Annotated in this window: 12 protein-coding genes; all 12 read left to right on the top strand. The window is 66.0% G+C overall.

The features are described from left to right. Window positions 1–66 precede the first annotated feature (66 nt). The 12 genes from D3I60_RS02680 (at window position 67) to D3I60_RS02625 (ending at window position 15,008) form a co-directional block, all read left to right on the top strand. The gene (locus D3I60_RS02680; protein WP_262774616.1) at window positions 67–1,065 is read left to right on the top strand and encodes a hypothetical protein; all 999 of its coding nucleotides are present in this window, start codon (window positions 67–69) and stop codon (window positions 1,063–1,065) included. 182 nt (window positions 1,066–1,247) lie between these two features. Beyond that, a complete protein-coding gene (locus D3I60_RS02675) occupies window positions 1,248–4,295 on the top strand; it encodes a Na+/H+ antiporter subunit A (RefSeq protein ID WP_262774615.1) in 3,048 nt (1,015 codons plus the stop codon). Continuing rightward, a complete protein-coding gene (locus D3I60_RS02670; RefSeq protein WP_262774613.1) occupies window positions 4,292–4,927 on the top strand; it encodes a Na(+)/H(+) antiporter subunit C in 636 nt (211 codons plus the stop codon). Before D3I60_RS02675 ends, D3I60_RS02670 begins: the two co-directional genes overlap by 4 nt. After that, on the top strand, window positions 4,924–6,504 hold the full coding sequence (locus D3I60_RS02665) for a Na+/H+ antiporter subunit D (protein ID WP_262774612.1): 1,581 nt from the start codon (window positions 4,924–4,926) through the stop codon (window positions 6,502–6,504). Before D3I60_RS02670 ends, D3I60_RS02665 begins: the two co-directional genes overlap by 4 nt. Continuing rightward, entirely contained in the window at window positions 6,504–7,199 is a 696-nt protein-coding gene (locus tag D3I60_RS02660; protein ID WP_262774611.1) for a Na+/H+ antiporter subunit E, read from the top strand. The genes D3I60_RS02665 and D3I60_RS02660 overlap by 1 nt, the downstream gene beginning before the upstream one ends. Continuing rightward, window positions 7,196–7,735, top strand: coding sequence for a monovalent cation/H+ antiporter complex subunit F (locus D3I60_RS02655; protein WP_262774610.1), 540 nt, complete (start codon window positions 7,196–7,198; stop codon window positions 7,733–7,735). Before D3I60_RS02660 ends, D3I60_RS02655 begins: the two co-directional genes overlap by 4 nt. Then, window positions 7,725–8,120, top strand: a complete 396-nt coding sequence (gene mnhG, locus D3I60_RS02650; protein ID WP_262774609.1) for a monovalent cation/H(+) antiporter subunit G — start codon at window positions 7,725–7,727, stop codon at window positions 8,118–8,120. Before D3I60_RS02655 ends, mnhG begins: the two co-directional genes overlap by 11 nt. Then, complete coding sequence (locus D3I60_RS02645) at window positions 8,110–8,862, top strand: response regulator transcription factor (RefSeq protein ID WP_262774608.1); 753 nt, start codon at window positions 8,110–8,112, stop codon at window positions 8,860–8,862. The genes mnhG and D3I60_RS02645 overlap by 11 nt, the downstream gene beginning before the upstream one ends. Continuing rightward, entirely contained in the window at window positions 8,859–10,487 is a 1,629-nt protein-coding gene (locus D3I60_RS02640; RefSeq protein ID WP_262774607.1) for a sensor histidine kinase, read from the top strand. The genes D3I60_RS02645 and D3I60_RS02640 overlap by 4 nt, the downstream gene beginning before the upstream one ends. After that, window positions 10,484–11,269, top strand: a complete 786-nt coding sequence (locus D3I60_RS02635) for a hypothetical protein (RefSeq protein WP_262774606.1) — start codon at window positions 10,484–10,486, stop codon at window positions 11,267–11,269. Before D3I60_RS02640 ends, D3I60_RS02635 begins: the two co-directional genes overlap by 4 nt. Before the next feature lie 193 nt (window positions 11,270–11,462). Continuing rightward, window positions 11,463–13,478 (top strand): S9 family peptidase, encoded by a 2,016-nt coding sequence (locus tag D3I60_RS02630; RefSeq protein ID WP_262774605.1) that lies wholly within the window; start codon window positions 11,463–11,465, stop codon window positions 13,476–13,478. Between the two features lie 258 nt (window positions 13,479–13,736). Continuing rightward, complete coding sequence (locus tag D3I60_RS02625) at window positions 13,737–15,008, top strand: N-acetylglucosamine-6-phosphate deacetylase (RefSeq protein ID WP_262774604.1); 1,272 nt, start codon at window positions 13,737–13,739, stop codon at window positions 15,006–15,008. Window positions 15,009–15,144 lie beyond the last annotated feature (136 nt).

Here is a 15,144-nt window from a genome sequence, read left to right as displayed (position 1 = left end):
ACAGATGCCTCCGCCCCCGTGCCCCCTGCCTCCGACGCTCAGGCCGCGAGCCGTCGGCGGACCGGGATGCCGTCGACGGGACGGCCCGGATACGGCGGTGACACGTCCGCGCCCGAGGACACAGCTACCTCGGCGGATCTGCGCGGTTTCCACCTCATCCTCCTCGATGATGCGGTCGAGGTCTCCGACGTGCTCGCGCTCATCCACAACAAGCTGCCCGATCTGCGCCCCGTGCTCGACGAGCACGGGCAGCTGCGACTGAGCCGGCACTCCCGACTGAGCTCCGGGGCTTCCCTCGACCCAGCAGATGCCGCCGCGCTCGAAGTCCCTGACTGGGCTCGGCATGCCATCGTCATTGACTGTCCCAGGGACCGTCAGCCGGCCCCGCCGCCGGACTGGTTCGCCGACGCCGACGGACTCCACGAGGCCTTCCCCAACGGAATGCCGGACCGGGAGGAGGAGCGGATGCTCAGCCTCATGCTGTCCGTCGCCTCCCGCCTACACACCGGTGTGCGCCTGGCCGACGAACCCGGACTGCCGACACGGGTGATCATCCCCGACCCGGAGGCGAAGGTCGACCTCTACATCTACTCCTCCTACTGGATGGCGCCGCCGGTCGCGCTCGACCTCGTGCGCCGCCATGCCCCGCACGCCTTCCAGCAGGCTCTGCCCACACCCGACGAGGGTGTGCTGGCCCAAGCGAGCATCGACGATCCGCTCTTCGACCCTTCCGCCCCGGTCATCCTCGACGGCTATGCCCTGCTCGTCCCGCTCGGCGAGATCGATGAATCCGCCGGCAGCCTCGAGATCCGCGTGATGGAAGCCGAGTGGGTTCCGCCGATCGTCGCCGCCCACACCGACGCCCCGCAGATCGAATACCACGTGCACTGGATGGACACCGAGTCGAAGCGCTATCAGCCGAACCAGGGTCGTCGCTTCCGACGGATGCGCGGTCGGGTGGCCGAACTGACAGATGCGATCGGAGCCGAGCTGCTCGTCGGCTCGGACGGCATCGGTCTCGACGAGAACGGCTTCCTCGTGACCAGCAGACAGCTGCGCGCGTGACCAGCCGTCGGATACGCGCGTGACCAGCCGTCGGATACGGGCGTGATCGGTGTCGTGTCGGGGCAGAGCCTGTCTCAGCTCACACTCAGCAATTGGGGAAACGACACCTGTTCGTGCGAAAATGACATGACGAGCTTTTCTCACAAACAGGCATATGACGGAGGTGGCCGCCGGTGATAGTCATGACAGGGGCCCTCTTCGGGGCATCTGTCATCGCCTACCCTCTGGTTCGCCTGCTCGGCCGCAACGCTTTCTTCTTCCTCGCTCTCGTCCCCTTCGCGGGACTGCTGTGGAGCCTATCGACGATCCCAGAGATCTTCGGCCCCGCCGCCCCGCCGGTCGTGGAGAATCTCGACTGGCTGCCCGAGCTCGGTCTCGCCGGTATCTTCCGCCTCGACGTGCTCTCCTGGATCATGACGCTGCTGGTGACCGGGGTCGGAGCCCTCGTCTTCGTCTACTGTGCACGCTACTTCCCGCCCGACGAGCCGGGACTGGCCCGGTTCGCGGGAATCTTCATGGCCTTCGCCGGAATGATGTACGGGCTCGTCATCGCCGACGAACTGCTCATGCTCTACCTGTTCTGGGAAGGCACCACCGTCTTCTCCTACCTGCTCATCGGGCACAGCCAGTCCCGCCGCCGCTCCAGGCAAGCGGCACTGCAGGCCCTCATCGTCACCACCGCAGGCGGGCTGGCCATGCTCGTGGGCATGATCCTGCTCATCACCGCCACCGGCACCGGGCAGATCTCGACCCTGATCGACCGGGCCCAGTCGGGCATGGACACCGGCGGAATCATCGTCTCCGCCGTCATCCTCATCCTCGTCGGAGCGATCTCGAAGTCCGCGCTCATGCCGTTCCACTTCTGGCTGCCCGGCGCCATGGCCGCACCCACTCCGGTGAGCGCCTATCTGCACGCCGCGGCCATGGTCAAGGCGGGAATCTACCTCGTCCTGCGCCTGGCGCCGGGCTACAACAACATCCCCGGCTGGTCCGAGGTGCTGCTCACCCTGGGTCTGCTGACGATGTTCATCGGCGGTTGGCAGGCGCTGAAGCAGACCGACCTCAAACTGCTGCTGGCCTTCGGTACGGTCTCGCAGCTCGGATTCCTCACCACCATGGCCTCGTTCGGCACTCCGGACATCACGAAGGCAGCCTTGGGTCTGCTCATCGCCCACGCCCTTTTCAAGTCGTGTCTGTTCCTGTGCGTCGGAATCATCGACCACCGTGCCGGCACCCGTGACCTGACGAAGCTCTCCGGCGGCTGGAAGGCCTTCCCCGTCGTCGCCGTGTGCGCAACGATCGCTGCCGCCTCGATGGCCGGACTGCCCCCTCTGCTCGGCTTCGCGGCGAAGGAAGCCGCGTACTCGACCCTTCTGTCCTCGCCGGACAAGGCCTCGGTCATCGCCTTCATCGGCATCATGATCGGCTCGATCCTCACCGTCGCCTACTCGGCCCGTTTCGTCTGGGGTGCGTTCTCCTCGAAGCCCGGAGTCGACGACATCGCCCGCCGCGACGAGAAGCTCACCCTCGTCGTCTCCCCGCTCATCCTCACCGCACTGACTCTGGCGCTCGGCCCGGGAGTCGGACTGCTCGACGGCTACTTCTCCGCGTGGACCTCCGAGCTGCCGGCCGTGGCCGAAGGCGATGGGCACTACCACCTCGCGCTGTGGCACGGATTCGAACCGGCGCTCGCCTTCACCGCCGTCACCGTCGCCGCAGGCCTCGCTCTGTTCATCTACCGCCGTCCCTTCGCGAAGGTGCAGGCGACGCTGCCGTCGGGACTGGACTTCCACGAGCTCTACCGAATGCTCATCGGCTGGATGGAGGCCCTGGCGCTGTGGGTCACCGCCCGCACCCAGCGCGGTTCACTGCCGTTCTACCAAGGCGTGGTCTACCTCGTCCTCGTCGCCGGACTGGGACTGGCGATCATCTCCAACGACACGTGGAACATCTCATTCCGGCTCTGGGACACCCCGCTGGACCTCATCGTCGCGGCCGTGCTCGTCATCGTCGCGATCGGTGCCACCCGAGCCAAGAAGCGGTTCACCGCCGTCGTCGTCACCGGCATCTCCGGCTACGCCATGGTCGCCTACTTCGCCTTCGTCGGCGCTCCCGACCTGGCCCTGACCCAAGTGCTCGTCGAGACCATCACGATCGTCGTCTTCGTCCTCGTCCTCCGCCGGCTGCCGGCGCGCATCGGCGAGTCGACCGGTCGACTCACCCCCGCCTGGCGGGCGATCATCGGCGGTGCCGTGGGCATCACCATGATGCTCGTGGTCCTCATCGCCTCCGGTGTGCGCATGGCCGATCCGATCTCCATCGACTTCGGTCAGCTCGCCTACGAGCTCGGTCACGGCAAGAACATCGTCAATGTCACCCTCGTCGATATCCGCGCGTGGGACACGATGGGCGAGATCTCGGTGCTCGTGGCCGCCGGAACCGGTATCGCAGGCCTCATCTTCGTCCGTGGTCGCGAAGGCCACCTGCACCGGTTCGAACGGAAGAAAGACGGCACCGAGACGGCCGGTCGCATCCGCTTCCAACCCGTGGCCGAGGACGTCGTCGACCTCCACCATGCCGGCCGTGGGGAGGGGCTGTCGCAGAAGCGTGCGTCCTGGCTCATCGCCGGACGGACCCTGGCTCCGCGCAATCGGTCGATCATCCTCGAGGTCACTGCCCGCCTGATCTTCCACGCCGTCATCGTCTTCTCCGTCTACCTTCTCTTCGCCGGCCACAACGATCCGGGCGGCGGATTCGCCGGCGGCCTCGTCGCCGGGCTCGCGCTCGTCGTCCGCTACCTCGCCGGAGGCAAGTACGAACTCGCCGAGGCGGCCCCCTTCACTCCCTCGGGAATGCTGGGCACCGGTCTTGTGACCGCGATCCTCACCGTCATCGGCGGGTGGATCTGGGGTGGGACGGTCTTCGAGTCCGTCTACATCGAGGGTGATCTGCCGGTGTTGGGCCACCTGTCCTTCGGTACGTCGACGTTCTTCGATATCGGCGTCTATCTCATCGTCGTCGGCCTCATGCTCGACATCCTCCGCTCGCTGGGAGCCGAGGTCGATCTGCACCAGGAGCGCGACGAGGCGATGCTGACCAACCGCATCCACGACAATGTGAACTTCTCCGAGGACATGGGCGCCACAGCCGAACACCGGGCCGTGTCCGAGATCATCGACCGCGTCAACGAACTCGACGTCGACAACGGTGCGGAAGGAGGCCGCCTATGAGCGTCCCCTTCATCATGGTCCTGGCCATGGGCGTCCTCTTCGCCGCCGGCATCTACCTCATGCTCGAACGCTCCCTGACCCGCGTTCTGCTCGGCTTCATCCTGCTCGGCAACGGAGCGAACCTGCTCATCATCCTGACTGCCGGCCGCGGTTCCCCACCCCTGACCGACGGAGAGAACCTGTCGACCGAAGGCATGTCCGATCCGCTGCCGCACGCCCTCGTCCTCACGGCCATCGTCATCACCTTCTCCGTGACGGCGTTCCTGCTGGCGATGATCTACCGCTCTTGGAGGCTGATGCGCGCCGATTCGCTGCAGGATGACGACACCGACCTCCAGGTGGCGATCACGAAGCTCATCGACTCCGAGGCGGAGGCGAGCACCGACTACGACGACACGGAGTTCGGTGACGAAGCGGAGTCCCCGATCACCGGTGCCATCGACCTCGACGACGACGGCACGCCCGCAGAGCGCGAGGACCTCGCCGAGTACATCGAGGACGCGTCGACCCCGGCCGAAGCCGATGCCATCGCCGAGGAGGCCGTGGACTCGCAGACGGAAGCGCACAGCGCCGAGGAGGCCGAGGTCACCGAAGAGGCCAAGGACGCGAAACAGCAGGGAGACGACACATGATCGATCTTCTGCCCGTGCTCGTTCCGCTGCCGGTTCTGCTGCCGCTCATCGGCGCCGGAATCGCGCTCATCCTGTCGAAGCACACGCGGGCGCAGAACGTCGTGTCGATCGCGATCCTGGTCGCGGTCATGGCCATCGCCACGATGCTCCTCTTCGGAGTCGATGCGCATGGGCCGCAGGTCGTGGCGATCGGCGGGTGGCAGCCTCCTGCGGGCATCGTGCTCGTCGCCGACCGGCTGTCGGCTCTCATGCTCATCGTGTCTGCACTGGTCACACTGTGCGTGCTCGTCTACGCCCTGAGTCAGGACGCCAACGACGATTCGAACGAGACTCCGATCTCGGTGTTCAACCCCAGCTATCTGGTGCTGTGCGCGGGCATTGCGAACTCGTTCCTCGCCGGAGACCTGTTCAATCTCTATGTCGGCTTCGAGATGTTCCTCGTCGCCTCCTATGTGCTGCTCACCCTCGGTGCCACGGCGGAGCGGATCCGGGCGGGAGTCACCTATGTGATCATCTCGCTTGTGTCCTCGGTGATCTTCCTCGCCGCCATAGGTGTCATCTACGCCGCGTGCGGCACAGTGAATATGGCGCAGCTGTCCGAGAGGATCTCGGACCTGCCGGCCGATGTGCAGATGATCCTCCACGTCCTCCTGCTGCTGGGCTTCGGCATCAAGGCCGCGATCTTCCCGCTGTCCTTCTGGCTGCCCGACTCCTATCCGACGGCACCGGCACCGGTCACAGCGGTCTTCGCTGGACTGCTGACGAAGGTCGGCATCTATGCGATCATCCGCACGGAGACCCTGCTGTTCGCCGATTCCTCCCTGCGGGTGCCGCTGCTCATCGCGGCCGGCCTGACGATGCTCGTGGGCATCTTCGGCGCCATCGCACAGTCGGAGATCAAGAGGATCGTGTCCTTCACCCTGGTCTCCCATATCGGCTATATGCTCTTCGGCGTGGCGCTGGGCACGAATGTCGGCCTGTCTGCGGCGATCTACTACACGGTTCACCACATCATCGTCCAGACCGCGCTGTTCCTGGCCATCGGCCTCGTCGAAATGCGCGGCGGGTCCACCTCCACGAGGTCGCTCGGCGGTCTCATGGCGCTCTCGCCGGTGATCACGATCATCTTCTTCATCCCGGCTCTCAACCTCTCCGGCATTCCGCCGTTCTCCGGTTTCATCGGCAAGGTCGCACTCTTCCTCGCCGGCTTCGAGGACCACGCGTGGCTGCCGACCGTTCTCATCGTCGCCGGCACCGTGACGAGTCTGCTCACTCTCTATGTCATCGGACGTACCTTCAACCTCGCATTCTGGCGTGATCCGGCCGATGCGGAGGAGCCGAACGAGGACCTCGTCGAGGAGTTCAGGGAGCGGAAGAAGACGCTGCTGGCGGGAAAGAAGTGGAAATCTCAGATCGGCGTTCCCCCTGCCATGGTGGCGGCCACCTCGGTGGTGGTGATCGCCTCCATCGTTCTCACCGTCGCCGCCGAACCTCTGTGGGACATGTCGAACCGAGCGGCCGAGAACCTCTCGACACCGATCGACTACGTCACGAACGTGCTCGGAGGTGATGAGTGATGAGCCCCGACCGAGACCAGGGACAGACCCGAGCTGACGGCCAGGACCGAGTCCACGGCCAGGACCGGGCAGCGGCACAGGACCGGGCGATGGGTCAGGACCGGGTGCCGGCGAACCGGGCGCGGATGAGCCGGGGCCGCGGATTCATCCAGCAGCTCGTGCTGCTGGTCTCGCTGGTTCTGCTGTGGCTGATGCTGTGGGATTCGATCACTGTGGTCACCGTGGTCACCGGAATCTTGCTGGCCTTCGTCATCACGCGCGTTTTCTACCTCCCGCCCGTTGTGCTCTCCGGACGGTTCAACGTCTGGCATGCGTTGGTGTTCGGTCTGTGGTTCCTCTATTCGGTTCTCCACGCCTCCATCGAAGTCGCCTGGTATGCGTTCCGTCGCAAAGCGGTCGGCGCCGGGTCCGTCGTCGCCTGCGATCTGCGCACGAGCTCGGACCTCGTGCTCACCCTCATCGCCGATACCGCCAGCCTCATCCCCGGGTCGATCATCATCGACAGCGATCGCGCCATGGGCATGCTCTACCTGCACTTCCTCGACTGCGATTCCGAGGAGAAGGTGCGCAAGGCGAAAGCGCAGGTCTACTACATCGAAGAGCTGCTCATCCGCACTCTCGGTTCGCACCGTGACCTCGCCGCCCTGCGGGCCAGACCGGATCCGCTGGCCGAGACCGAAGGAGGCCGCTCATGAGTGAGATCGTCCTCCACTCCCTCGTCATCGCCGGTTCGGTGCTGTTGGCCGCCTCGGTGGTCATTGCGCTCTTCCGGATCGTCCGCGGTCCGTCGATCCTCGACCGCATGATCGGCACCGACGTCGTGCTGGCGGCGATCATGTGCGGCCTCGGCGGGTATATGGCGCTGTCCGACCGGACGGATCTGCTGCCCGTGCTCATCGTGCTCGCGATGCTCGGCTTCGTCGGTTCGGTGAGCGTGTCGCGGTATGTGTCGAAGTCCGATTCGATGACTCCCGGCGCCGAGGCGGGGGCCCTGTCCGAGTTCAGTGCCTCCGACTGGCACATGCCCCGTGATGCGGAGGAGTCGAGTCCCGGATCGACCTCTGTGCCCCAGGCTCGACCCAGCGATGACGTCACCGAGATCGCGGATCCCACCTACGACGCCCACGCCGACAGCGGCGGAGAGGGCGAGGGCACCGGACCCGACCCGGGGCCCGATGACGCCGAGCACGTGTCGGATGGCGACGGGCAGGAGAGCAATCGTGGTTCTTGACATCATCTCGGCCGTGCTCGTCTTCCTCGGCGCGGTCCTGTCCCTGGCCGCCGCGGTCGGTCTCGTCCGCTTCGGCGACCTTCTCTCGCGAATGCACGCGAGCGCGAAACCCCAGGTGCTGGGCCTGGTGCTCGTCGCCGTGGCGATCGCGATCCAGTTCCCGACTTGGGCGACGGTGACGACTCTGGCGATCATCATCTCCTTCCAGCTCGTGACGATTCCCGTCGCCACCCATATGGTCGGCCGCGCCGGCTATCGCACCAAGCACCTGCGTCGTTCTATGCTGTACCGAGATGAACTCGCCGAGGCGGTCGACCGTGCCGAGGCCCGAGAGATCGCCTGGGAACGCCAGAGAGGAACCGGAACAGACCACCATGACGGCTGACAATCACTCCGAGCCCCAACCACTCGTCTTAGTCGCCGATGATGAGCCCGACGTCCTCGGAGCGGTCGTACCGTTCCTCGAGCGCTCCGGTTTCAGGGTGCTGCCTGCCAGCGACGGACTGCTCGCTCTCGACGAGATCCATCGTCACAGACCCGATGTGTGCGTCCTCGACGTGCTCATGCCCGGAGCCGACGGCCGGCAGGTGCTGCGCCGCCTGCGCCAAGAGGAGAACTGGGTTCCGGTGCTGCTGCTGACCCAGGTCGGCGAGGGCGTCGAGCGGGCGATGGCGCTCGAAGAGGGCGCCGACGACTACCTCAACAAACCCTTCGATCCGCACGAGCTCGTCGCGCGCATCCGTGCCGTGCTGCGCAGGACCCGCAATGACGGCCCGCCCTTGGCCACGGCGCCGGTGCTCGTGTCCAGCTTCGGCCTGCGCGTCGACCGTGTCGGACGCCGGGCGTGGTTGGGGCAGCGTGAACTCGTCATCACCCCGAAGGGCTTCACCCTGCTCGAGTACCTCATGGTGCACAAGGACGAACTCATCGAACGCTCCCGCCTGCTCGAAGTGCTGTGGGGATTCGAAGAGGCCGTGGGCACCCGCGCCGTGGACTCCCGGGTCGCCGAGCTGCGTCGTGTGCTCGGCGAGGACGCCGCAGAACCGCGGTGGATCGCCACCGTGCAGGGGCGCGGCTATCGTTTCGTCGGTGAGGTCCGCGGCGAAGACGGACAGAGCCGTCTATGACGAACTTCCTTGTCTTCGAGATCCAGGTCTGGCTGTTCCTGCTGCTGCTCGTCATCGTGCTCGGTGGTCTCGCCGTCGGTGCCTGGTTCGGCTGGCGGTATCTGCAGAGACGTGAGGCCGCGCAGCGGGAATCCATCGAGACGGCCGCGGCCGAGGACTCGATGACGAAGCGCAACCGGATGCTCATCCGACTCGACCATGAGCTGAAGAATCCGCTGACGGCGCTGCGCACCTCGGCGGCGAGCATCCGGGAGGTCGTCCGCGACGGCGGCACGCTGAGCGAGGTTGAGCCGGCCGCCAAGCAGGTCGACGTGTCCTCGCGCCGGGTCGCCCGACTGCTGGCCGATCTGCGCAAGCTCGCCGACGTCGAGACACGCATCATCGAATACGCCCGCGTCGATCTGGATGCGCTCATCCATCAGGCCGTCGAAGATGCATCGACGGCGCCGGGAGCCGAGGACCGGATGATTGTGGCGACTGTCGCCCGTGCTCCGTGGCGGCTGCCCGATGTCGCTGGTGAGGAGGATCTGCTGCTCACTGCGATCCTCAACCTGTTGGGCAATGCTCTCAAATACTCGTCGCAGGCCGAAGTCGTCGAGCTGCGCGCCAATGAGCAGATCATCGACGGACACCGCTGGGTCGTCGTCGAGGTCGCGGATACGGGCAGCGGCATCCCGCTGGCCGAACAGGAGAACGTCTGGGACGAGCTCTCTCGCGGTTCACGTGTACGCGCGGTCGCCGGTTCGGGCATGGGTCTCTCGCTCGTGCGCGCCATCGTCACACGGCACGGCGGATCCGTGCAGCTCTTCAGCCAGGAGGGTGTGGGCACCTCGGTGCGCATGGTTCTCCCTGTCCTTGCCGATGCCGCGCCCGTGACCGTTCCGCAGATGTCGGATCATATGGATCGGGTCGCTGCCGGTTCGCATGCGGTGCAGCCGGTGCAGCAGGCTGATCCGCGGCAGGCGCCCGGATTCCTGCCTCCGCGTCAGCCCAATGAAGCCGAACTGCAGGGACGGATCCTCGGCACTCCGCGTCGGACGTCGAAGCGTCGTCTCGAGCGGGTCGACGGGAACCTGGTCAATCGACGGACGGGAGAATCCGTCTCCGGTGGGTTCCCGCCGGATTCCGGTCAGCATTCGCAGTTCAAACCGCCACGGCGGGCCCCGAACGGCGGAGGACAGAACCCAGGCTATGGGCAGCCGCCGGTCGGCAGCCAGCCGAACTCGGGTCCTCATAGTTCCGGCCTGCAACAGCCCGGACAGCCTCCGGTCGGAAGTCAGCCGCACTCGGGTCAGCAGAACTTCGGCCAGCCACCTGTGGGCAGTCAGCCCAATTCCGGTCCGCAGAACTTCGGCCAGCCCTACGCGGGAGGTCAGCCCAATTCGGGACCCCAGAACTTCGGGCAGCCGCCCGTCGGCAGCCAGCCCGGTGCTCCGTACAACGGTCAGCCGCCTGCAGGCAGCCAGCCTGCCAGCCGCCCCCAGCCCACCGCCCAACCACCTGTCGGAAGCCAGCCCAGTCCTGGTCCGAAGGCGCCTCAGCACGGGTACGGGCCGGCTCAGCCGAATCAGAACGGCCCGGAAGCGGGGTACCCAGACCGTCGCCGCCGAGGTGACCAGCAGTGACACCAGTGACTGGGCGCACGGCATCGGATACCTCATCAGTGGGGATCCTCGCGGCGAAAAGAAGCGCATCGGGGAGTCCTGTCTCGGGCAGACCCGCCTCGGCGCGACGAGCCGCGGCCGCCGGCACACTCGCACTGACAGTCGTCCTCAGCGGATGCTCGGTCTTCCAGATCCGCACGGAAGACAAGTCCGCAGGGCCGGTGCGGATCGGCGTGCAGGAGACCGCCGGTCCCGAGCCCACGGGCAAGCCCACCGAAGCCGGCATCCCCGAGGGGATGACGAAGACCTCAGTGACGTTCGGCAGCAGCTGTCCGGTCGAAATCACCTTCGCAATCGGCGATGACTGGCGAGACAGCACCGGGAGCACCGAGCAGTTCCATGTCTTCAACCATGGCGAAGACCCCACTCGCGGCGATACCATCCTCGTCAACTGCACCGACGAATACGGTGACAGTGCTCAGGAAGTCGTCGATCAGAAGAGGCGTTACAACTTCTCCGAACAGGACTCACAGGTGTTGGCCGAGCAGACAGGGTCTCTGGCCGCGGGCGAGTTCTGGAGCTATCAGGGTGAACTCGGTCCGACCGAGATCCTCGCTATCAACAACGAACCGACTTATGCCTTCGGGGTGCAGACGGGGTACAAGATCAACGGGCGCCTGGTGAATCTGTCCATCGAGATGCGCACACCGAAGACGAACACCGAAGTGGCGGAGGACTTCAAGAAGATGCTGCCGACGGTGACGATCGATGGTGAGAAGGTCCCGTCACCGAGCTTCCACTGACGTGCCAGTGAGCACCGAACGACGTGGCGATCAGGCGTTCGCGAAGTTGATGCGCCCGCGAGGATAGTGCGCCCGCGATCCGGTCGACCGCCTCGGTGACCCCGGTCGGTCATCACAGCGGCCTACCGCCTCTGCGATCTGGGGTTTCTCTGGATTTCGCCCCGGAATCTGCGCGGGGATCTAGGATGGGAAGATGACGACCCACGACGCAGTGACCCGACTCCTCGACGCCCGCCGCCTGCAAGGCCTCTTGACGAATCAGAGCGGCCGCGTCATCGCCCAGTACTCGTTTCTCAACTCCGAGGGGAATGCCTCCCTCAGCCACCTCGCCGATATCAGCGGGGAGACGCCCCGACGCATCACTCGCGGTGACCAGTCCGTGGGGCCAGCTGCGCTGAGCGAGAACGGCACGATCGTCTTCGCCTCCAAACGCAAGGGCGAGGACGGCAAGGATGCCGAGTCTCCGAGCCTGTGGGCTCTACCGGACAACGGTGAGGCCCGCAAGCTGGCCGATCATGAGGGCGGCTTCTCCCGCATCGAGGTCAAGGGCGAGACCATCATCGTCGAGTTCCCCGTCCATACGTGGGCCGCCGACGAGAACGACCATCAGGAATTCAGCTCCGAACGCAGCGACGCGAAGGTCAGCGGAATCCTCCACACCGGTTTCCCCGTCCGTCGCTGGGACCATGATCTGGGGCCGGGGCGGCAGACCCTGGCCGTGGCCACCCTCGATGAGGCGGCGGCCGACTTTCCGGAAGTCAGTGACGAGCTGAGCGCCCCGGCGGGCTTGGACTTCCGGTACCTGTCCCTGCCGTCTGGCCGTTTGGTCGATTGGGCCGTCGACGATGGGGCCCGCTTCGCCCTCGTCCAGCTCGAGAAGCCGATCCCCGGTCAGCTCGAGGCCAGTGAGATCTGGCGCGTGGACCTCGACGGGGAGCCCGAACTGCACCGTCTGACGAAACCGGCTGCCGATCACAGCTTCGACATCGAGGCCATCAGCCCGGACGGGACGAAAGCACTGGTCACTCGCATACAGAACTGGACTCCGCAGACCAACCTCGCGGCCGAACTCATGGTCCTCGATCTCGAGACCGCGGAACTGAATCCTGTGTGGCCGGATGCTGATTTCTGGTTCTCCCCGATCTGGGCGGACGATTCGACCATCGTGGCCACCGCGGATGATCATGGTCGCGGCAGCATCTTCATCGGTGACATCAACGATGCGCAGCCTCGGCGGCTGGTCGGGGGAGTCGATCAGAAGTATTCGTTCTCGGGGCTGGCCCTGCGCGAGGACACGGTCGTGGCGACCGCCTCGGCGATCGATGTCGCACCGCTGCCGATCTCCGTCGACCTCGGAACCGGGGTCATCAGCGAGCTCGCGAACCCGGCGACGGTGCTCGACGAGGAAGGCACCCCCACCGAGGTGGAGGTCCGTGCCGAAGACGGCACGCCGATCCGTGCGTGGCTGGTGCTCCCGGAGGGGGAGGGGCCGCATCCGCTCGTCGTCTTCGCCCACGGCGGACCGTGGGGATCGTGGAATGCGTGGACCTACCGGTGGAACCCGGGTCCCTTCGCTGCTGCCGGCTATGCGGTGCTGCTGCCGGATCCGGCGATCTCCACCGGCTACGGGCAGGCGATGATCGACCGCGGTCAGCAGCAGCTCGGCGGCACTCCCTTCACCGACATCATGGCGCTGACCGAAGCCGCAGGGGAGAGAGCGGACATCGATTCCGAACGTGTCGCACTGGCCGGCGGGTCCTACGGCGGGTACATGGCCAACTGGGTGGCCGGGCACACCGGCAGCGCGTTCAAGTGCATCGTCACCCACGCCTCGCTGTGGAACACCACGTCGATGGGGCGGACGACGGACAATTCGTCGTGGGATCAGGCGATGCGGGATCAGTCGGCGCAGTATTCGCCGCACCTGTTCGCCGGTGACATCGAAGTGCCGATGCTCGTCATCCACGGCGACAAGGACTACCGGGTGCCGATCGGTCAGGGTCAGGAGCTGTGGTTGGACCTGCTCACTCGGGCGAAGACTCCGCTCGATGCCGATGGCGACACTCAGCATCGGTTCCTCTACTTCCCCGACGAGGGGCATTGGATCCTCGGCCGCGGGAACGCCGAGGTCTGGTATCGCACCGTGCTGGCGTTCCTCGATACGCATGTGCTCGGCATCGACGCGAACCGAGTCCGTACCCTGGGGTGAGCCGGCAGCCGGTTCGTCGGTTTCCTGAGGTGGAGACGTCAGCCGGTTCGTCCGCACCCCGGGCTGGGGCGGTAGCTCGCTCGTCCGCGACCCGTGCTGGGGCGGCTACCGGTTCGTCCGCCCCTCGGGCGAGCCGACAGCAGATTTGTCGGCACCCGCCCGTCGACGCCCTACTCGCCGAGACCCTGCTGCGGAGTAAATTCACCAACAGATTCCGTACCCTGAATGAGGCGTTCGCAGAGCGATGGAAGGACCCTGATGACACAGACCGAACAGATCCCCGCCGAGGCGGTCATCCACAATGCGCGCATCCTCGACGGCGATCGGGCGACGTTCACCGAGGACGGCGCGGACACCTGGGTCGCGGTCGCCGAGGGAGCGGTCACGGCACGGGGCCGCGGGGACGGCTGGAAGGAAAGGGCCGCCTCGGCGAGAGGCGAGGTCATCGACGCGGCAGGCGGATACGTGGCTCCCGCGTTCGTCGATATCCACTGTCACGGTGCGGGCGGTGCGAGCGCCGAGGGCGGGGTCGAGGCGATCGATACGATCCTCGACGTGCATCGAGCCCACGGTACCGGCAGGCTCGCGCTGTCCTACGTTTCGGACACGATCGAGGGGCTGTGTGAGTCCCTGAGTGCGGGCGCCGGGCTCGTCCGAAATCGGACCATGGTCATGGGCCTGCACGCCGAAGGCCCGTTCCTCTCCCCAGACTTCAAAGGTGCGCATGCGCCCGAAGTGCTCACATCGCCGACTCCGGAGGCAGTCGAAGCGATCCTCGAAGCGGCCGATGGAACTCTTGTGCAGATCACCATCGCGCCCGAACTGCCCGGAGCTCTCGAGGCGATCGGCCGGTTCTCTGCGGCTGGGGTGCGTGTAGCCATCGGTCACACGGCTGCCGATTTTGCGCTGACCGCGCAGGCCTTCGAAGCGGGCGCGAGCATCCTCACCCACGCGTTCAATGCGATGCCCGGAATCCATCACCGAGCTCCGGGGCCGGTTCTCGCCGCGGCCGAAGCCGAGCATGTCACCGTCGAACTCATCAATGACGGCGTCCACGTCGTCGCCCCGGTGGCGCGCATGCTCCACGAACTCGTGCCCGGACGCCTCGCGCTCATCACCGATGCCATGGCGGCGACCGGCCTGCACGATGGGAGTTATCACCTCGGTTCGCTCCCGGTCGTGGTCAAGGATTCGGTGGCTCGTCTGGTCACCGCAGACGGCACTCAGGGCGCCATCGCGGGGTCCACATTGACGATGGACGACGCTGTGAAGCGGGCAGTCGCCGAGGTGGGACTCAGCCCGCTAGATGCTGTGCAGTCCGCAGGACTCGTTCCATTGCGTGCGGTGGGCGGAGTGCCGGAGTCGGGTGATTCTCTGCAGGCGGCGGGCAGTGCCGTCGGTGCCGGCAGCCTGTTGGCTCCCGGAATGCCGGCTGACCTCCTGATCCTCGATGAGGACATGAACATCCGGGCTCGCGGTTCGGCGGCTGAAGCTGGCCGAACATGGCTGAATCCGTCTGAGCCTCGTTGATTTCGAAGGGCTGACCGACGCGACTGCGCCCGTCACGCAGCTGAACTTGGCCGAACCGGACTGAACTTGGCCGAACCGGACTGAACTTGGCCGAACCGGACTGAACTTGGCCGAACCGGACTGAACCGGGCTGAAC

The organism is Brevibacterium permense, assembly GCF_025506275.1.
Lineage (GTDB): Bacteria > Actinomycetota > Actinomycetes > Actinomycetales > Brevibacteriaceae > Brevibacterium > Brevibacterium permense_A.
Note: the sequence above shows the minus strand (reverse complement) of the source record. Positions and strands in the feature narration are given on the sequence as shown.

What these genes read in the sequence shown, in the direction of transcription:
- D3I60_RS02680 (WP_262774616.1), top strand. Translation starts at nt 67, where the DNA reads ATGCCGTCGACGGGACGGCCCGGATACGGCGGTGACACGTCCGCGCCC.
- D3I60_RS02675 (WP_262774615.1), top strand. Translation starts at nt 1,248, where the DNA reads ATGACAGGGGCCCTCTTCGGGGCATCTGTCATCGCCTACCCTCTGGTT.
- D3I60_RS02670 (WP_262774613.1), top strand. Translation starts at nt 4,292, where the DNA reads ATGAGCGTCCCCTTCATCATGGTCCTGGCCATGGGCGTCCTCTTCGCC.
- D3I60_RS02665 (WP_262774612.1), top strand. Translation starts at nt 4,924, where the DNA reads ATGATCGATCTTCTGCCCGTGCTCGTTCCGCTGCCGGTTCTGCTGCCG.
- D3I60_RS02660 (WP_262774611.1), top strand. Translation starts at nt 6,504, where the DNA reads ATGAGCCCCGACCGAGACCAGGGACAGACCCGAGCTGACGGCCAGGAC.
- D3I60_RS02655 (WP_262774610.1), top strand. Translation starts at nt 7,196, where the DNA reads ATGAGTGAGATCGTCCTCCACTCCCTCGTCATCGCCGGTTCGGTGCTG.
- D3I60_RS02645 (WP_262774608.1), top strand. Translation starts at nt 8,110, where the DNA reads ATGACGGCTGACAATCACTCCGAGCCCCAACCACTCGTCTTAGTCGCC.
- D3I60_RS02640 (WP_262774607.1), top strand. Translation starts at nt 8,859, where the DNA reads ATGACGAACTTCCTTGTCTTCGAGATCCAGGTCTGGCTGTTCCTGCTG.
- D3I60_RS02630 (WP_262774605.1), top strand. Translation starts at nt 11,463, where the DNA reads ATGACGACCCACGACGCAGTGACCCGACTCCTCGACGCCCGCCGCCTG.
- D3I60_RS02625 (WP_262774604.1), top strand. Translation starts at nt 13,737, where the DNA reads ATGACACAGACCGAACAGATCCCCGCCGAGGCGGTCATCCACAATGCG.